Raw genomic sequence first — 19,395 nt, forward strand, 5'->3', positions numbered from 1 at the left:
TTCTTTGCACACATGGCTGCTTCTCCTTGTTGCACGGTTGATTCCGGTTAAGAATAACCCAACGGTGAGGGGAGCAGCCGGCACATCCCATTAGCAGACCTCCATGCGACCTGCTTCCGCCGCAACGCGGCGTCACTAAAGCGGCCGCTGGCAAAGTAGCGCAGCGTCGTTGATCTCACGGAGGTTCGCCGGCCGGGCGGTTCATCGTCCGCGGCACTTGTCCGCCGCTCTTCGACGTGATGTGCTAGCTCGAAGTTGTCGTTCGAATAATGCTGCAAGTTCTTCGCGCTCTGGCTGTCTTTAGTTGTTGTCAAACCAAATAGTCCGGGCTTGAATAGATACAACCAAAAATAGCACAATCACCTATGAATAGAAAAATGGCTTCGTTTGATGAATGGAGTGATGAGGCCGAAGCCGAAATCAACGGGCACAGGCTGCGTCTGGTCACTCTTCGGGATGGCCATGGCGCCGTCGCACAAGAGAAGGCGGTACAAATCCTGCCCGATCACTACGTCGCAACCGAGCAGGTGGCGCATGTCTTTGAGCGTCTGGGAAAGGAAGCGGCGGCGGAGTACCTCCGCCAGAAACTTCCCACCACACCGTCACTACGCTCGGGCGATTTGGGAGAGATTTATGCGACGGAGTATATCGAAGAACGTACGGACTTCTCAGCCCCTGTGAAAAGGCTGCGGTGGCGCGATCATCGAGAAATGGCCATGCGAGGCGACGATGTAATCGGTCTTCGCCCTGCGGCTGAGGGACGGCCAATCAATTTCCTGAAAGTGGAAGCCAAGAGCGAAGCCGCCCTTCAGACACGTACTGTTACGAAGGCCCGAGGTGCGCTGGATGGTGACGGCGGCTTGCCTTCGCAACACGCTTTAACCTTTATCGCAGACCGATTGTACGAAATGGGAGAGGAAGAACTTTCCGATGCTATTCTCAAAGCGCAACTCGTGAACGGTATTACAGCCGCGCACGTCCAGCATTTGCTCTTCACGTTTAGCGGCAATGATCCGAACAGATTCCTTCGTGCTGATCTGAACGGATGCGGCGATGGCATTCCTCAAATCGGCGTCGGACTGAGAATTGCGGACCACCAGGATTTCATCCGAAGGGTGTTTGAAGAGGTGTTCGGCGAATGAATACTGAAGAAGTTCAAGCGATTGTTGGACAGGCACTGGAGCCCGGTTATCGGGGCCGATTGCTCGCCCGAGGACAGGCCCGCGCGATGATCTGGCGCAATGGCCAGCTTCCTCCCGGCGCTCCCGGCTTTGCCCCTTCGCTTTCCTATGATCTCATGGGCTACGGCCATGCGTTGCTCTCGTTGGGCATTCGGCTTCGCGAGGAAGGCGGTGACCAGACCATGATACGCTCTGCGTTCGAACACGCAGGCGATGCCTTCGAGGCCATTGTTTCAAAGGGCGATCCTGGCGATCCGCCAAGGGGCTTCGTCCGTCTAATGGCTTCTGCCTCGTTTCACCTGGCGAGGCTTTCGGCCCGCGCGTTTTCGATGCTGTTCGTCACGTTGGAGGATGTGAACCTATCTCGCATGGAACGTGCGCTCGCCCTTCTTATCTTGCGATCCCTCGATCAGCTTGAAGCTGAAATCATCGCATGGAAACTGGATGGAACTGGTTCGGATGAAGCCGTGCGAGCAGAGTTGGTGCAGGTCTTGGATGACGACGCGGACCAAGGAGCGGGCAAAGAGGACGAGGATGACGAAGAGGGAATCTCCGAGGCTCTAGACCTCGTCCTCACAGATCAGCTCTACGGCGGCCTCGGTGCCTTCCTGCTTGCGCTTCAAACCGGCGAGGCAGACCTTGTAGAGGTCGCACGCGCACAGATCAAAGACGGATTGGCCGCTTCAGCCGAACTGAATCTGGTTCCCCAGTGGTGGTGCTTCCGCCTAACTCTGCACCTATTGGACGATCTGTGGGGCTCCAGTTTCCATGAAGTTCTGCCAACCAATCCACCGGAAGGCGACGGAGCGGCTTGGCAGCAATTGCGTCGGCTATTCATTGCAACGTTGTTTGGCCGTAAGCGGTCTGAAATTGAACTTTGGCCGTCTCAGATTGATGCGGCCCGGCGTTCGGTAGACTCCACGGACAATCTTGTCGTCTCTCTGCCAACGAGCGCTGGAAAAACGCGCGTGGCGGAACTCTGCATCCTAAAATGCCTATCGGAGGGTCGACGTATCGTCTTTGTAACCCCCCTCCGCGCGCTTTCTGCACAGACAGAGACCGGATTGCAGCGCACGTTCGGCCCGTTGGGCAAGACCATTTCAGCGTTGTATGGAAGCATCGGAACAAGCGGCTTTGAAGAAGACGCTCTAAAGACGCGTCATATCGTTGTCGCTACTCCCGAGAAGCTGGACTTCGCTCTAAGAAACGACCCGACAATCCTTGATGATGTGGGACTTGTGGTGCTGGACGAAGGACACATGATCGGTCTGGGCGAACGTGAAGTTCGCTACGAGGTCCAGATTCAAAGACTACTTCAGCGCGCCGATGCGGCCCAGCGTCGCCTTGTATGCCTTTCGGCGATCATGCCCGAAGGCGACCAGTTTGACGATTTTGTAAGCTGGATACGTCGAGACGAAGAGGGCGATGCCGTTTCCGTCGATTGGAGACCAACACGTATTCGCTTCGGAGAGGTGCTCTGGCGTAACAACCGAGCGCGGCTTGAGCTTCGGGTAGGCGACGAAAACCCCTTTGTCCCGCGCTTTTTCGGTCCGCGGGCTCCGACTCGCGGTCGTCGTAGGCTCTCCTTCCCGAACGATCAGCGCGAGTTGGTTCTGGCTACAGCATGGCGCTTGGTCGAAGACGGTCAATCTGTATTGATTTATTGTCCGATGCGTCGCTCCGTCGAACCTTATGCGGAGAGAATCGTAAAGCTTGCAGGGTACGACCTTCTTGATTCCGTCCTGGATCGTGACCCCGCGGTGCTTGCTCCCGCGCTAGCCATTGGCGCGGAGTGGCTTGGTGAAAATCACCCCATTCTCAAGTGTCTTTCCCTCGGGGTCGCTGTCCACCACGGGGCACTGCCGACCCCGTTCCGCAAGGAAATGGAGCGCCTGCTCAGGGACGGCGTCCTCAAGATCACGGTGTCCTCTCCGACGCTCGCGCAGGGGCTCAACCTAACGGCTACCGCTGTCATCATGCACTCACTGCACCGCAGCCAAGACGTTATCCCAACTTCGGAATTTAAGAATGTAATTGGGCGCGCCGGGCGCGCGTTTATCGACGTTGAAGGTTTAGTGCTATTTCCCATCTTCGACAGGCACGACTATCGCCAAGCGCAATGGGCCGAGCTGATTGGAAAGGTCAGCGAGCACAGCCTGGAAAGTGGCCTTCTTCGGCTTGTAATCACGCTTCTTGTTCGGCTGAGAAATGCCCTTGGCATAAACGATTTGAATGAATTGCAGGAATACATTCTGAATAACGCTGCTGCGTGGGATTTTCCGAACATCGCTGGCGAAGCAGATGAAGAGCGCGATGCCGCCGCCCGGAACTGGGAGCAGTATATTTCTGTGCTCGACACAGCAATTCTGAGTCTTCTTGGCGATCAGGAAATGAACGCCGATGAAATTGCTGCTCAGCTCGACAAAGTCCTACAATCTTCCTTGTGGCAACGCCGCTTGGAACGGCGAAATGCCAATTTCCAAGAACTGGTAAAGGCGAGCCTCGAAGCTCGCGCTAGGCTGATTTGGAACCAGAGCACCCCGCAACAAAGACGCGGTTACTTCCTTGCTGGAGTCGGCCTACAAACGGGCCAGCAACTTGATGCCGTCGCTGCGGCGGCCAATGACCTGTTGATTGCGGCCAACGGGGCGATCTTGGGGAACGAACACGAACCGGCAATCGAAGCGATTACAGGGTTGGCCGAAACCGTCTTTAACATCATGCCCTTCGTGCCCGATCCTTTCCCCGACAACTGGCGCGATGTCCTGCGATGCTGGTTGATGGGGCAACCACTTGCTGAAGTGGTTGCCGATAACCCGTCCGATGTACTGCGGTTCGTCGAGAACGGACTAATCTACAAGCTGCCTTGGGGCATCGAGGCGATTAAGGTTCGAGCGCAAGCCAATGGTGACACCATTGGCGATGACGGCATCTTCACCATCGATGACTTCGAGACCGGTCTTGCTGTTCCGGCCATCGAGACTGGCACGCTCAACCGTAGTGCAGCGATATTGATGCAGGCCGGGTTCACTTCACGGTTGGCCGCGATCAAAGCCGTCAATGACACTGGAGCGAATTTTGAGAATGCCGCTGGCATGAGAGCCTGGATGGATTCTGAGGCAGTCTTTGAGCTTGGCCAAGACGCCGAGTGGCCAACGCCAGAGAGCCATGAGCTATGGCTGGATTTCACCACCAGCTATGTGCCCCCCGAGCGGAGTATCTGGAGTACGCAATCTGCAACTTTCGAAGCTGAATGGCTCAACCCAAAAAACGTGCCTGCGACTGGGGTGGCCGTGAAACTTGTCGGTCATGGGGACGAAATTCTGATCCTTTCTGCCAAGATGGAAAAAATTGGTCGACTTGCCGAGCCGCTCATCATGATGTCGCGGGGCATAACCACAGCGCGTGTCGCGCCGGACAACCGATACCTTGATGTCGTCTACCACGGACCCGACGACTTGAACCTGCTCGCGGCGTAACCCCCAAACTGACCCTAGCCATCCATGCCGCGAATGACCGCTCTCCGCCCTTTCTAGGCATCCAGCGGGTGCGCCTTGATTGACTGCTTCTGGCAACAGGATGCCAGTACGTCGGCGACCGAATTGGGGATGCAAAGCAGCAATTAAAATACTGTTGCGGGGAGCTTTGCGAGGTGACGGCGAGCATATACCATCGAAACGTTCAGCTGGGGCTCCATCGTCCGTTCCAACCAGACCCACTTAGGTAACCCCAGGCGACAAATGCACGGTCACAACTGGCTCGAACAAGGGTATGACCGGCACCTATGGTTCTGATGGATGGTGTGAAGGCAACTGGGGCGGAACCGAATGTGGAACAACAAAATGCAAGATCGTGGCGAAATCAGCTGCCATCGTAACTGCAAGCACGACGGCTCCCGGGCACGGACGAGGTGCCGCTCAATTTAAGCTGCAGAGAATGTCCACTTTTGGATCGAGGGCAATCTCGAAATAGCAAATGACCAGCCCAACATCGAGGATCTTCCGCAAGAAGAGCGCCGGGGTCGTTTAGATCTATCCCCGGCGCGGGTCACCCAACAGGGTGTACCAATCAGTTTTGGCTTGGCTGTCTCTTTGCAGCAGATCAATTTCGGGAAAGTAAATTGAGAACCCCGCCAAATTAAACTTTCAAGCGCGACGTATAATTCCCGCACCGCGATCTACATTGCCGGGAGCGGCCGTGCAGGCTACTGTACTAATGAAATCCGGATCCATCCGGATGTCGGGCAGCATCCACACAAGCTTCACCGTTGCCCTTTCAGTTCGGCGGTCGAGGAAAGCAACGGAAGGAACGCCGTCATGACCACAATCTTCAAGGCCGCCGCAAGCGCCGTTCTGGCAGCCATATTCTCCGTGTCGAGTATGTCCGTCGCAGCAGCTCCCCCCAAAGGAGCGACCAGCGATACAGCAATATTGGAGTGCAGGGCACTTGGCGGGACTGTCATCAAACAACCGCGCGGTTCCGCAATTACCGCTTGTTGTTACGATGACGGCTGCTGGATTTGCGACGAGAATGGCAGTGACTGTTCATTCGATGCGGCGTCTCTGAAACGGTTCAGGCAAAACGAAGCACCGGCCAGTAGCGGCGCAGTCGTAGTCCAGCCAAAGAAGTCAAACGGACCTATCGTTACCAATTCACGCGCCGAAATATCAGTTAAGTCCAGCAACTCACTCATCCGGAGTCTAAACCGCGTGCCGAGAAGCCGGGTGAAGAGTATAATGGCCGGTAAGCGCGGCATGCGCGACGTCAACCGTGTCATTGGCTCCTCCAAATTTATCGGTTGCGAGGGGAATTTGTGCATCTGCACGGGTGACAAGGATTGCAACGACCTGTTTTCCGGCAAGTGCAGCTCTCCTTCATCCGGTGGCTCATGCGCTGGATCTGGATCTAGTACGATCTGTTATTGTACCCCGAAGGTCAAATAAAGCTGTTCACCAAGCGTATTTGTACATCGAAGCAAGTTGAAGTATAGCGCGACGATCAGGATGAGACAGGCGCGACAATCTGGATGAGATTCTTAGGTCGCGGTCCCGATCAAGTTATCACTTTGATTGTCGCTGGCAATAGCCTCGTCTGGTTCTGATTGCCGCTCCGCGACAAGTTCGTTGGTGTTTTTGATTGTCGCGTAGGAAGCTGGTCTGCCGCGTTGACGTTTGGCTTCCATGGCGGAACGTCGCCTGTAGCTTTCGACATTCATTTCGAAGATTGTTGCGTGATGAACAAGCCGGTCCACCGCGGCCAGCGTCATGGCTGGGTCCGGAAAGACGCGGTTCCATTCTCCAAAGGGCTGGTTGGCCGTGATCATGATGGATCGGCGCTCGTAACGGGCGGAGATGAGTTCGAAGAGCACGCTCGTTTCGGCCTGGTCCTTGGTGACGTAGGCCAGATCATCGAGGATGAGCAGATCGAACTTATCGAGCTTTGCAATGGCGGCCTCAAGCTGGAGCTCGCGTCGTGCGACCTGCAGTTTTTGGACGAGATCGGTGGTGCGGGTGAACAGTACGCGCCAGCCGTTCTCGATCAGCGCGAGGCCGATGGCCGCCGCGAGATGGCTCTTTCCGCCGCCAGGCGGACCGAACATGAGGATATTTGCGCCCTTTGCGAGCCTGCTGTCGCCGGCGGCAATGGCCATGACCTGGGCCTTGGAGATCATGGGGACAGCGTCGAAGGCGAAGCTGTCGAGCGTCTTTCCAGGTGGCAGGTGGGCCTCGGCGAGGTGGCGTTCAATCCTGCGATGGGCGCGTTCGGCCAGTTCATGCTCGGCGATGGCCGAGAGGAAACGGGCGGCGGGCCATCCTTCCCGATCCGCCTGCTCGGCAAATTTCTGCCACAGTATCTTGATCGTCGGCAGCCTCAATTCGTTGAGCATGATGGAGAGACGGGCTTCGTCGATTGCGTGAATGCTGGTCATGCGGCCTCTCCCGCATAAGACGCGCCGATCAGGGCTTCATAGCCGTTGAGGGAAGCGAGTTGCACATGAACAGTGGGCAACTGGTTCGGGTCCGGACCGAAGACCGCTCTCAAGGCGGCCAGATCAGGAAGTTTGCCAACGTCGAGTACTCTGGCAAGCTCCTCGGCCAGTTCACGCTCGCAGCCACGATCATGCGCCAGCGCCAGCAGTTCGACGGCGATTTTGCAAGCCTGTTTGTCAGGCAATTGCTCGACGAGAACGTCGAAGGCTCTTCGATATTCAGCCCGCGGAAACAGCTTGTCGCGATAGACGAGCCCCAGAAGCGCCATCGGCTTCTTGCGCAGGGAATGAATGACATGGTGATAGTTGACGACCTGATCGTGCTTGCCGTTCGCGCGGGCGCGGCCCCGTGGCAACGTCAGCAGATGCGTGCCGCCGATGAAGACGTCGAGGCGCTCATCGAACAGACGCACCCGCAGCCGGTGGCCGATCAAACGAGAGGGGACGGTGTAGAAGACCTTGCGCAAGACGAAGCCGCCGGTGCTTGATACGGTGACAATGACCTCCTCGAAGTCGGTGGTACGGCGATCGGGTAGAGCTTGCAGATGTGGCCGCTCGGCATCGATACGCTTACCATGTGCGGCATTGCGGCGGCTGACGATCTCGTCGATGAAGGCTCGGTAGGAGACGAGGTCACCAAAGTCCCTGGTGCCGCGCATCAGCAAGGCATCGCGGATCGCGTTCTTGAGATGGCCGTGAGAACTCTCGATTGAGCCGTTCTCGTGCGCGACGCCCTTGTTGTTGCGGGTCGGCGTCATGCGGTAATGAGCGCACAGGGCTTCGTAGCGATGCGTCAGGTCGGCCTTGGCGTCAGCATCGAGGTTGCGGAAGGCGGCCGACAAGCTGTCGCTGCGATGATAGAGCGGCGAACCACTGAGCGACCACAGAGCGTTCTGCAAACCCTCGGCCAGGGCGACGAAGCTTTCGCCGCCAAGGATGACATGGGCGTGCTCGAAGCCCGACCAGACCAGCCGGAAGTGATAGAGCAGATGGTCGAGCGGCTGACTGGCGATCGTCACGCCGAGGCTGCCCATATCGGTAAAATCCGACAGCCCCAACCGCCCGGGTTCATGGGTCTGGCGGAAGATCACCTCCTGTGCTTCGCCATGCACGGCGCGCCAGGACCGGATGCGCCGCTCCAATGTGCGGCGAATTCCTGTCGAGAGTTCCGGATGACGCCGCCGCATCTCGTCGTAAACGGCGACTGCCCGGATGCCAGGAGCGGCCTTGAGGCGCGGCACAACCTCGGTATCAAAGATATGCTCAAGAGGATCGGGGCGACGCCGGCCACGCGGCGGCTTGTCCTGGGACGGGAGGCGGACCTCATTGTCAATGCGGTAGGCCGTTGCCCGGCTGATCGACGCCTTGGCGGCGGCGACCTCGATAGAGTTGTTTTGTCGGTACTTCATAAAAAGCCTCGTCTGATGATCGGTTACGAGCGGTGGTCTCAAGACAGCCGAAGCGAATCGGTGCAATAATATCGAACCCAAAATGGGGTGGACTGCAGGATCCCGGAGAAGTCGCAAATCATTTGACCAGACCATGAGCCGGATTTTGCCGTCGGTTTGCCGGGCAGTATCGACTCGCCGAGATTCCGGGCCGTCACGACTGGCAGCTCAGGGCCGCTTCAAATCCCATGCTGTTGCATTTGGCTTTGGTGATTTTCGCCTTAAGCCCATCTGCGTAGCCATCAGGGCTACGATAGACTGGCGGCTCGCATTGTCGCCGTCTCCAAACTCCGGCATGCCAGGCTGCGAATCCGTTGTCATCCGGCTTATTATCGGGCTTGAAACGCCAGTTTTTCGGGGCCCAGCCTGTCACGTCGGAGCCCGAATCATAATTCCAATTACCATGGATAAGTACCCAACACACGGCTAACGGATCAGGCATTTCCAAGAATAGGGATCATTCCAATCCAGCGCCTTGGCCTTGTAGGCCGCGCTGCCATACTGAAGCTTGCAGGCCTTGCTGACAAGAATGCCCCTGCGATTGCCCGCGCTTTGCTCGCATGTCCATCCGCCAGCATTGTGGGCGATCAATTTGGCCTTGAATTGGCTGCCATAGGTTTTCTTGCACCAGGCTGTAAGGTTTACGCCCTTCATCGTGGGCACGGCGATTTTGCTGAAGCAGCGCCAGGAATAGGGGTCATTCTGATCAAGCGCTCTGGCCTTGTAGGCCTTGTTGCCATATTGCAGCTTGCAGGCTTTGCTGACCAAAATGCCGCGACGGTTGCCCGCACTTTGTTCACATGTCCAGCCGCCGGCATTGTTGGCGATCAGCTTGGCTTTGAATTGGTTGCCAAATGTCTTCTGGCACCATGCGGTAAGATTCACCCCGCCCAGATTCTTGTCCTGAAATGTCGTAGCCAGTGAGGGCTGGCTGACAGCGATAAGGATCATTGATGCGGTAGCCAGTGTTGTGATTTTTTCAAACATTGTTCTGCTCCGGTTTGGGTAGTTAATCGTGCTTCACTCAACAATTGAAAGATTGAACAATTGCATATGAATACTGGAGGAACGCTTTATTCATGGATTATTCAGAAAAGTAGCAGCGTTTTCGTTATGGTGCTAATCTGGTGCTGCCAACCAGGGGCGGACGGAGAAGAATCCACTAGCCGGGCCGCTTAAGTGTGGCAGAGTTCGGAGACACGCGGTTACGGTCTTTCAGCAGATTGCGGGAAGCTGCAATGCAGTTGATGAACGCCGTGTCGACAATGGTACGCCGAAAATTATGTGTTATTTACCGATGGCAGCGATTGAAGGTGTTTTGCCCGAGAAATAGCGCAGTGTAAGCGACCACGACGTTCCGCCGACACGGGAGACCTGAGCAACTTCGCCTTGGAGCTGCTGAACCAACGCTTCGATAATACGGCTACCAGCACCCTTTCGTGTCGCCTCCTCGTCAATCCCGGACCCGTTGTCGGCAACCATTAGTTGGAAACCATCTAATGTTTCTGCGAATGTCACCCGCACCACCCCTGTTTCTTGCCCCTTGAACGCGTGCTTAATCGCATTCGTGACCAGCTCATTTAGGAGCAAGCAGAGCGGCATGGCGGCTTCAGTTTCCAGTTCGGTCTCGATTGCCTCGCATTCAAGCGTGATATGTGGCGGACAGATCGCGTCGCGAAGGTGATCCAGAAGCGCGCTAAAGAGAGCTTTGGTTTTCACGATTTCTGTCTCGCTCGTAGCGTCCAGTATGTCATGCACAATGGCCATTGAGTTGATCCGAGCCGCCGCCGCAAGCAAGGCTTCGGTGGCCGCAGGATGCTCTGCTGACCGCGCTTTGGCGCGCAGTAGAGCCGAAACGATTGAAAGGTTGTTTTTCACCCGATGGATGATCTCGCGCCGCAATACATCTGCAGTTTGAAGGGCTATTAGCAGTCTGTTCTCAGTCCGCTGTTGAATAAATAGCTGGGCGTTGAGTTGCTGGAGCTGTGCCGTGTGCTCTGCAAAGCGTTGCGCGGACGTATGAGTCTCCATCAACAGAACATGTGGTGCGGCATACCCATCCAGTTTCGCCGCTGGGCGAAGGCGGGAGTATTCGAGAGTCTTTTCAAAGCCATGAGCGGTGACCCCGACCTCGAATATGCGCTCATCGACGGCACCATTGTTCAGGTTCACCAGAAGGCATCTGGCGCAAAAGGGGGCTCAGGCTCAGGCCATTGGGCGCTCACGCGGCGGCCTGACGACCAAAATCGTTGCACTCGTCGATGCTCTTGGGAACTTGGTCCGCTTTCTGCTGCTGCCGGGTCATGCGCACGACATGAAAGGCGTTGCGCCGCTGATCCGGGATGTCTCCTTCGGCGCCCTAATGGCGGATAAAGCATTCGACGCGAACTGGCTTCTAGAGGAGTTGCATGAGCGTGGCGCAAGCGCCGTGATCCCACCGAAATCAAATCGAAAGCAACAGCGTGACTACGATTTCGAAGCCTACAAATGGCGGCATCTGGTTGAAAACTACTTCGCGAAGATCAAGGAATTCAGAGGCATAGCAACACGCTATGACAAAACGGACTGTAGCTACACAGCCAGTTGGAACCTTGCCGCGACCCTGATTGCGTCAAGATGATTGTCCACAGGCCCTAGCTGGCCAGGTTGCCTACGATATTTTATCCACTTCTGGAACAAAAAGCGCGCTGTCGTAGTTCTAGTGGAGCGCCATACAGTGATGAGAGGAAAACGTCATGTTGATACGCGTGGGATACAGCATGACAGTCGAGGTGAATCAGCCAACACATCTATTTACCATGATGAGCGTTCATCCGGAACGTGCAGTCGACATAGTACGGCAAAGTCCTACGGAAACATTTCCGCAAGTGCCCAAACGCGCATTTATAGATCAGCATGGCAACAGCTGCCTCCGAATGGTGGCGCCAGTCGGTGAATTTACAATCACACAGGACGCCATTGTGACGGACTCGGGCCTGCCCGATCCCATTGAACCCGATGCCGACGAATGGCGACCAGAGCACCTGCCGGATGATTGTCTGCGCTATCTCTCCGCGAGTCGTTATTGCGAAACGGATCGACTGGCTGATCTTGCCTGGGGTCTTTTTGGTGCTACCGAGCCGGGATGGGCACGCGTCCAGGCCGTCTGTGACTATGTACACCAGCGCCTCACGTTTTCGTACGGTTACGCTCGCGCCACTCGAACCGCCATGGAAGCGTACACGGAGAGGGTTGGTGTCTGCCGCGACTTCGCACATCTGGCGATAGCATTCTGCCGGTGCCTGAATATTCCAGCCCGTTACGTGAATGGCTATCTGGGGGACATTGGCGTAGAGCCTGATCCATCACCGATGGATTTTTCGGCGTGGTTCGAAGTCTATCTCGGGGGGCGTTGGCATGCTTTCGATGCACGCCACAATCATCCCCGGATCGGCCGCATCGTCGTCGCGCGCGGACACGACGCTATGGATGTCCCGCTCCTGCATAGCTTTGGATTGCATAAACTCAAAGCCTTCCGAGTCTGGGCGAAAGAGGATAACCCTAGTTCCAGGGTTGCTTCATCTCGCTACGACACCCCGACGCGCACTCACTGGGGCCCCCCCGGCCGTTCGCCACTTGATCTGGGCGCGCCAAAAGGGGTAACGCACCTACTCTGAGATATCCGCCAGATTGCCAGAACCGGCATCGGTCATGAGGCCTGAATGAAGTTCAGCTATTGTATTCAGTTTCAGACATGCGTGCACCACCGCCGGGTGGGAATAGGAACAGCGGTCTCACGCCTGACAGCGGCGTGCGACCACTGTGGAGGGCGCCGGCGATGCTGAGGGTGGCCTACGCCGCTCTCGTCCTCGCTCTGACGATTACGCTGGTCATCCTCACCATTCTGCCCACCACTGACCTGCAAGAGTGGTGGATCCGGGCAATGGCTTTTCCTCGACTCCAGATAATCGCAGCAGCCGTTCCCTTAGCGACACTCGCCCTCTTTCTCAGTCCGAAATTGCGTGCAACGGCGCTTAGCGTAGTGCTGGCATGCATCGGATTTCAGGCATGGGAGGTATTTCCCTTTACCCCGCTTGCGCCCAAGGAAATTCGTCTGGCGCCATCGGGCGATGACCAACTGAGATTTCTGGCCGCCAATGTGCTTATGGAGAACCGCGACCACGAAGCCGTTGCCAGCCTCATCCGGCGCGAAACACCAGACGTGATCTTCCTGATGGAGACGGACCAGACTTGGATCGATGCGCTGGAACCGGTGCTCGGCGAGTATGACACGGTCCTCACCAAGCCGCAGGACAATCACTATGGGCTCGCGTTCGCCACCCGCCTGCAGGTTGTGGATGCTCAACTTCTCGATCTCGGCGACGTGGAAAGACCGACCCTCTACGCCGAACTGAAAGACCGGCACGGCCGTCTCTTTCGGTTCGTTGGACTCCATCCGGCCCCGCCTGTCCCGGGAGAGGACACCGGAACACGGAACGCAAAGACGGCATATACGGCACGCTTTGCGCGCCTGGCCGACGTACCGGTCGTCATCATGGGCGATTTCAATCAGCCTGCATGGTCGCGTTTTGCGCAAAGGTTCAAACGCCTCGGCGGTTATCTCGACCCGCGAGTGGGGCGCGGGCCGCTTCCGAGCTTCGATGCCACTCACCCGCTCTTTCGTTTCCCGATCGACCAGATTTACGTCACGCCAGACGTCGCGGTTGTGAACTTTTCGCGCGGCGAAAAAATCGGCTCAGATCATTTCCCGATGCTTGCCACAGTTCGGATCGCCCCGAAGATTGCAGCGCAATTCAATGGTGAACCAACCCCATTGGGGCCCGACGAGGCAGCCGAGGTGGAGCAGATGGTCGAAAAATATGCCGCGACGCTTGAGCATGACATGCGCAAGAGGTGACCATTCAGGACAGAACGAAGGCGTTGCGGCGGCGCTCGCCTGCCAGGTATTTACCGCAATCCTTAGGGTGACGTTCGGTGCCGGACTGCTGTAAAGGTATGATTGCCTCCAGATCTTCGCTGGTTCAGAAAAATAACTGGATCGACGTCCCTGAAGTGCATCAATTGGAACTTCTAGAGGGTTTGGAATGACTTCGAAAATTGGCTGGCACCTCCTGCGCCACATGCGCAAAGTGTGGGTGCGCGTAGCTTCGTTCGCTTTGCTTGGGATTGCGTCAGCAGGCGTCGCACAGTTGATGGCGGGGTTAATTCCGTCTGCCTGGACGGTTAAAATCGGCGCGGACTCAGTCGATCAGGTTCTCAATATTCTCGCGTCCTCGATGCTTGCGGTAACAACGTTTTCGTTGGCCATTGCGATCTCCGCGTTTGCGGCCGCCGCCAGCACCGCAACACCGCGAGCCACGGCGCTGCTTCAGGAAGACGCGACGGCGCAGAATGTTCTTGCGACGTTTCTCGGTGCGTTCCTGTTCAGCCTTGTCGGCATCATCGCGCTTCAGGCGGGCTATTACAGTAGCGCCGGTCGGTTGGTTCTGTTCGTAGCAACTGCGGCCGTGATTGCGCTGGTTGTCGTGGCGCTCCTTCGCTGGATCAGCCACCTGATGACCTTCGGCAGAATGGGCGACACATTGGATCGCGTGGAGGCAGCCGCCAGTGCATCCCTCGAGAACCGTCTCAAGAACCCGTTTCTGGGCGGCCGGCCGCTGCTGACGGAAATCCCCGAAACCTGCATTCCCCTGCTATCTACCGAGGCAGGCTATGTCCTGCATGTCGATGTCGGAAAGCTGGACACGGTTGCGCAGAGCTTGAAGACCAAAGTCTGGCTCAATGCCCTGCCAGGGTCTTTCGTGCATCAGGCAAGCCCGCTTATCCATGTTGAGCGGGAGATAAACGACGAGGAAGCGCTGAAGGCGTTCCGGAATGCATTTACTGTTGGCACCGAGCGCAGCTTTGAGCAGGACCCCCGTTTCGGCTTGATCGTCATCACTGAAATCGCCTCGCGTGCTCTCTCGCCGGCGGTGAACGACCCCGGTACGGCGATCAGCGTCGTGGGGCGGTTGGTGCGGATCCTCGCGCGCTGGACGGATGACGTGCAGCTTAAGATCGATTATGAAGCGGTTTTTGTACCGCCAATAACTCCGACCGAACTGATTGTTGATGCCTTCCGCCCGATCGTTCGGGATGGCGTTTCGTCTATAGAAGTGCAACTGCGGATTCAGAAGGCGCTGCATGCGTTGGCAGATATCGCGCCAGACGTTTTCGCGGTTCCGGCAACTGCTATGGTTGCCGACGCCCGGGAGAGGGCAAAGGCCGCCTTGACGGAGAGCGAGTACCGTCTGCTCGGAGCGGTTACCGCCACGAAAACAGCGGCCATCGAGCCGTAAAAGGCAACCTGACGAAAGCTGTACTGTTTCCGACGATATCGCGACCACGGAAGGATATACCGTGCGACCGATACTCTGGGTGCCCGCGATTATCTTAGTTTTGGTGACGGTCTTTTCGTTTTGCTCTGAACCCCGAAAACTTGAGGGAACTCGGGTCTCGGATCAGTAAGGCCCGCTGGCCGCAGCTCTGCTGTGTCGCTCCAAGCAACCGGCTGATCCGATTCTCTTTGCTATCAGTCTCGATTAAAACAGCGTATACAGACATGAGGTATCAGGCTCAGGGTGGTATGCGTGCCGAACCAAGTCTAGAATTGTGGTGAAACAGGCCTCGACGATTTCTTCGAGAATGGCGCCATTGCACTTCACATAGTTGGCGGCGACGGCAAGATTCAGCGCGCAAACAAGGCCGAACTTGAACTGCTCGGCTATCCAGCCCAGAATTACATTGGCCGGCATGTCTCCGAATTTCATGCCGATCGACCGGTGATCGAGGACATTCTCGATCGTCTCCTGCGCGGAGAAACAATCCGCCGTTATCCGGCCCGTTTGCGGGCGAGCGACGGCTCGATCAAGCATGTCGAGATCACCTCGAGCGGCCAGTTCATCTATGGCAACTTCGTCAATACCCGCTGTTTTTCCGTGGATGTGACAGACCTCATGGAGGCGCGGGCACAAGCCGCCCGCAAGGACGATTTTCTTCGGCAGGTTCTCGATGCGCTGCCCGCAGCCATCTTCATGGTGAATGCTAGCGGCAAGCTGACCTATGTGAACAATGCAGCAAACGAGTTGGTGACGCAGGAGCCCAAGATTGGCGAAGACGACTGGCATACGACCTTCCGCCTCTTCACGCGGGACGGTCACGAAATGCCGCACGAGCAACGCCCGATGACCATCGCGTTAAAGACAAATCGGGCCGTCTGGGGCGTGGAGGCCATGACTCAACGCGCTGACGGCTCGCTGATACCAGTCATGCCCTTTCCGACGCCTATCTGCGATGAAAGTGGAAACCTGAGCGGTGCTGTCAACATGTTCATCGACATGAGCAAGCGCAAGCAGGCGGAGGACATGTTCCGCCATGCCGTTGAGGCGTCCCCCAGTGGAATGATCCTCGTCGACCCCGACGGACGGATCTTGATGGTGAATGAAGCGACCGCGCAGATCTTTGGCTACAGTCGGTTGGAGCTTCTCGGCCGCACGATCGAGGATCTGATACCGGCACATTTTCGGTGCGATCACGCCGCATATCGCCAGGGCTATTCGGCGTATCCGACCGTTCGCGTCATGGGCGCCAGCAGAGAGCTTTTTGGCCTGCGCAAAGATGGGACCGAAGTGCCCGTGGAGATCGGCTTGAACCCCATTGTTACGGATCAGGGGCAGATGGTGCTGAGCACCATCATCGACATCTCCGATCGCAAGCGGGCTGCCGAGCGCGAGAGGCTTCTTGTTCGCGAGCTACAGCATCGTAGTGGCAATCTGTTTGCTATCGTCCGCGCGGTCATTTCCCGCAGTCTTTCCGGCGATCGCACTCTGAGTGAGGCCCGGTCCGTCTTGGATTCACGCCTGACCGCGATGGCCCGAACATTCCAACTCTTGCATGATTTAGAATGGAGCGACGTCAACCTGGGGGATATCGTGCGAGCTGAGCTCGAACCATTCGGCAACCGCGTGAAGATCGATGGTGCCGAGGTCACGCTGGCGCCCGCGGTAGCACAGAATTTCTCACTCGCTTTGCATGAACTGGCGACGAATGCAGCAAAATATGGCGCGCTCTCCGTGCCGGACGGACTGGTGGAAATCCGATGGTTCAACGCGGACGGAGATGTCGCCTCAAAGATTCAGTTCGAATGGCAGGAGCGCGACGGTCCGCCGGTAGCTGTCCCTCGTCGCCAGGGCTTTGGCAGCAAGCTGCTGAAAACCGTTTTCCCGGTGGCCCAGCTCGATTTCGTTCCGGACGGCCTGTACTGTAAAATTGCCGCTGAAACTTCGAGTTCAGCGCTTTAGGGCGTGCAAGCGTAAGCGTGGGAACCTCTCATGGCCGGCAAATGCACACTTTGGATGGTACACTTTTCAACCGGCTATTGCCGAACCAATAGACAGCAATAAAAGGAGGTGAAAATGGGACTGGGTTTTATCGGATCGATTATCGTCGGAGGCTTGGCGGGGTGGATCGCAAGTATGTTGATGAAGGCGGACACAGGTCTGTTTCTCAATATCATACTAGGAATCGTCGGCGCGATAGTCCTGAATCTGATTCTGGGCTGGATAGGAATCTATGCAGAGGAGGCTTTTTTGCCGCAGCTCTTCGTAGGAGCCGCCGGAGCGGCAATCCTGATCTGGGGTTACCGAGCAATCAAATCACGCTGAGCCCGCCTGAAGGCCTTGTCAAGGCGTAGTAGATGCAAGTGGAGGAGTGCTCGGCTCACTCTGATGAAACCTGCGGCGACCCTGAACGCGCGGATACTCAGTCGATAACCGCGGATAATGTTGCGGCGAGACTGGCCGGCTGTAATTACGTCAGGCGGTTTGCAAATTGCTAATGTTACGCTTGTCTCATTGAGATTGGCTGCAATCGGTCGGTCTGCTCCGCGTGCGTAGTCATGCGCGACCGCTGACCGGTTCAGGTTCCCCGCTTGCTCCCAGTCGAGCCCCGGGTTCCTTGCTTTGGTTGGGACTTTCAGGGCGGACGTCAAGGCGAAATCAATAACGCATCGACCCTGTCTGTCGCTCTTAAACCGGCAGGCATTTCACCCGGCAATCGAAAGGAATGTTGGCCATAGCGTAGGAGTCGGAGGAGATACGGCGTCAGCCTCTTGACTTTGCCGGGAAATGCGCCGTGCGCGCGCACATTAGGGTCTGCATTCTCTTTCCGCTCGGCCAAAAGAGGACCGTCTGGACACGGCTCCCTTTTGGTCATTTTACGATCCAACGAACGCCGGCTTTCCGCCCAAAGTGATAGTCGAGTGCGTTGCGGCGAAGTTCCGAAATGGCTCGTCGCTGAATGAACCCCGAGGCGCTCCCGGATCCGAACAGGGCTTGCGCGTTCACTAATTGTTCCTATTCTGCCTGCTATGCCAGAGCAGTATCGCAAGTTCCACAGACACCCCGCCAAGCCAATTCGAACGCTGCAGGACGCTGCCGATGATGCCCAGATCATCGTTCTTCGCTGTGGCCTTTGCAGGCGCCTGATCAATTATCTCGCCACGGATCTCGTCCAGGTGCTCAATCCATCTCGGCCCGTCGATGCGCCACCCTTTGCCTGTTCTCGTTGCGGCACCGGCGACTACATGAGTGCCCGGGTGAAGACACCTTCCATGGCAGATTATGGGCACCTCACCATCAGGCGGCTCTTGGGCATCCGAAGCGTTTCCAAATGGGGAAACCGCCAACTGGGCGACGAACTGAAAAGCGACGAGGGGAGCAATCGACGGTAACGCGTCAGGGAGCTTCAACGAGTAGGAGCTGATCGTCTGATAGCGGTCGCTGGAGCGCCTTTGCTTCATCCCATGGCGCTGACAGCCATGTGTCGATTTCCTCCTGAGTGGTGAGGATTACTGGCATCGCTTTGGGATGGATCGGCGCCACAACCGCATTGGGCTCGCAAGTCAGAAAGGCAAAGATTTCCGCCGTAACCATGCCTTCCTTGGCCTTACGAACCCCTTTCCATTCCGTCCACATGCCGGCGAAGACGAACAGCGGCCGATCCTCGGCCGTGGCGAACCAGTGCAGCGGCAGGCGACCGTCAGACCCCCTCACCTTCCCATATTCGGAGAACTCGGTGGCTGGAACCACGCAACGGCTTTCCACGCCCTGCCAGGGCCGCCAGTGCGGCGAATTCAAATTGCGTACATTGGTGGTGCCGGAATCGGGCTCGATCGACAGCAGGCGCTTGAACTCGTCGTCGTCGATCTCCTTGCCCTTGCCGCGCATCTTCTCGACCCGCTTCACCGTGGCGTCGAAGATTGCCTTCTTCGATGAAGGCATGCCCCAGCGCGCGCGCGCCAGCTCGCGCCGGCCGCCGTCGCCATTCCTCACGATCGGCGCCGGATAATCCGGGTAGATCCTCCCCGGCTCGAGGTTGCCGGTCTCTTCGAGGAGCGCTCGTGTGAACTCGCGGATCGCCTGCGGTCCTATGGTGATGTTATAGAGGTTGCACATCGCCGGGTCTCCATTTCGCCCAGCGAAGCGCAGAGCTCGCACTAATGCAAGGGATTAGCTGGGGCGTAGGGCAGCGTCCATCACATCTTCTATTTCCTCAGGATAGTAGACGTGCCTCCCATCGTAGGCCTGGAATAGGGAATGAGGGAATGGGCGGAAGAGAATTGCGTCGCGCAAAGGCAATGGGACTGAATAGCCCCGAGTTTTCTAGACGCCCTCGGTTTTCATTTCTTGCTGCCGTTCGAACTCGACGGGCGACAGCATCCCGTTCCTGGCATGCTTGC

General features: G+C 57.0%; 13 protein-coding genes and 1 pseudogene. 8 read left to right on the plus strand and 6 right to left on the minus strand.

Annotated elements, in window-relative coordinates; all coding sequences use genetic code 11:
* Positions 1 to 377 precede the first annotated feature (377 nt).
* Positions 378 to 1,142, plus strand: coding sequence for a Hachiman antiphage defense system protein HamA (locus tag CRO46_RS19545; RefSeq protein WP_143439079.1), 765 nt, complete (start codon positions 378 to 380; stop codon positions 1,140 to 1,142).
* The gene (locus tag CRO46_RS19550; RefSeq protein WP_097109500.1) at positions 1,139 to 4,660 is read left to right on the plus strand and encodes a DEAD/DEAH box helicase; all 3,522 of its coding nucleotides are present in this window, start codon (positions 1,139 to 1,141) and stop codon (positions 4,658 to 4,660) included. Before CRO46_RS19545 ends, CRO46_RS19550 begins: the two co-directional genes overlap by 4 nt.
* 1,556 nt (positions 4,661 to 6,216) lie before the next feature.
* Here the strand turns inward: CRO46_RS19550 and istB are convergent.
* The 4 genes from istB to CRO46_RS19575 all read right to left on the minus strand — a co-directional run bounded on the left by istB (position 6,217) and on the right by CRO46_RS19575 (position 10,649).
* Positions 6,217 to 7,110 (minus strand): IS21-like element helper ATPase IstB, encoded by an 894-nt coding sequence (gene istB / locus CRO46_RS19560; RefSeq protein WP_097109502.1) that lies wholly within the window; start codon positions 7,108 to 7,110, stop codon positions 6,217 to 6,219.
* Positions 7,107 to 8,579, minus strand: coding sequence for an IS21 family transposase (istA, locus tag CRO46_RS19565; protein ID WP_097109503.1), 1,473 nt, complete (start codon positions 8,577 to 8,579; stop codon positions 7,107 to 7,109). The genes istB and istA overlap by 4 nt, the downstream gene beginning before the upstream one ends.
* Before the next feature lie 465 nt (positions 8,580 to 9,044).
* Entirely contained in the window at positions 9,045 to 9,605 is a 561-nt protein-coding gene (locus tag CRO46_RS19570; RefSeq protein WP_097109504.1) for a hypothetical protein, read from the minus strand.
* 300 nt (positions 9,606 to 9,905) lie between these two features.
* Complete coding sequence (locus tag CRO46_RS19575) at positions 9,906 to 10,649, minus strand: sensor histidine kinase (RefSeq protein WP_097109505.1); 744 nt, start codon at positions 10,647 to 10,649, stop codon at positions 9,906 to 9,908.
* 30 nt (positions 10,650 to 10,679) lie between these two features.
* Between CRO46_RS19575 and CRO46_RS19580 the strand changes: the two are divergent.
* The 4 genes and pseudogenes from CRO46_RS19580 to CRO46_RS19595 all read left to right on the plus strand — a co-directional run.
* A pseudogene (locus tag CRO46_RS19580) lies at positions 10,680 to 11,238 on the plus strand (IS5 family transposase); the annotation flags it as partial.
* A 115-nt stretch (positions 11,239 to 11,353) separates the two neighbouring features.
* Positions 11,354 to 12,274 carry a transglutaminase-like domain-containing protein gene (locus tag CRO46_RS19585; RefSeq protein ID WP_097109507.1) on the plus strand — a complete coding sequence of 307 codons (921 nt, stop codon included), beginning with the start codon at positions 11,354 to 11,356 and terminating at the stop codon, positions 12,272 to 12,274.
* A gap of 161 nt (positions 12,275 to 12,435) precedes the next feature.
* Positions 12,436 to 13,515, plus strand: coding sequence for an endonuclease/exonuclease/phosphatase family protein (locus CRO46_RS19590; RefSeq protein WP_179759133.1), 1,080 nt, complete (start codon positions 12,436 to 12,438; stop codon positions 13,513 to 13,515).
* Positions 13,516 to 13,702: 187 nt separating this feature from the next.
* Positions 13,703 to 14,956 carry a DUF2254 domain-containing protein gene (locus tag CRO46_RS19595; RefSeq protein WP_097109509.1) on the plus strand — a complete coding sequence of 418 codons (1,254 nt, stop codon included), beginning with the start codon at positions 13,703 to 13,705 and terminating at the stop codon, positions 14,954 to 14,956.
* Positions 14,957 to 15,199: 243 nt separating this feature from the next.
* Here CRO46_RS19595 and CRO46_RS19600 read toward each other — a convergent pair whose 3' ends face one another.
* Positions 15,200 to 15,427, minus strand: a complete 228-nt coding sequence (locus tag CRO46_RS19600; protein ID WP_097109510.1) for a hypothetical protein — start codon at positions 15,425 to 15,427, stop codon at positions 15,200 to 15,202.
* Between CRO46_RS19600 and CRO46_RS19605 the strand changes: the two genes are divergently transcribed.
* Entirely contained in the window at positions 15,344 to 16,957 is a 1,614-nt protein-coding gene (locus CRO46_RS19605; RefSeq protein WP_244577979.1) for a PAS domain S-box protein, read from the plus strand. The two genes, CRO46_RS19600 and CRO46_RS19605, sit on opposite strands and share 84 nt — an antisense overlap.
* A 114-nt stretch (positions 16,958 to 17,071) precedes the next feature.
* A complete protein-coding gene (locus CRO46_RS19610) occupies positions 17,072 to 17,320 on the plus strand; it encodes a GlsB/YeaQ/YmgE family stress response membrane protein (RefSeq protein WP_097109512.1) in 249 nt (82 codons plus the stop codon).
* 1,071 nt (positions 17,321 to 18,391) lie between these two features.
* On the opposite strand, the gene CRO46_RS19620 is transcribed toward CRO46_RS19610, so the two are convergent.
* Positions 18,392 to 19,111 carry an SOS response-associated peptidase gene (locus CRO46_RS19620; RefSeq protein ID WP_097109514.1) on the minus strand — a complete coding sequence of 240 codons (720 nt, stop codon included), beginning with the start codon at positions 19,109 to 19,111 and terminating at the stop codon, positions 18,392 to 18,394.
* Positions 19,112 to 19,395: the final 284 nt, after the last annotated feature.

The sequence above is a fragment of the Parahoeflea halophila genome (genome assembly GCF_900220985.1).
Taxonomy (GTDB): Bacteria; Pseudomonadota; Alphaproteobacteria; order Rhizobiales; family Rhizobiaceae; genus Hoeflea; species Hoeflea halophila.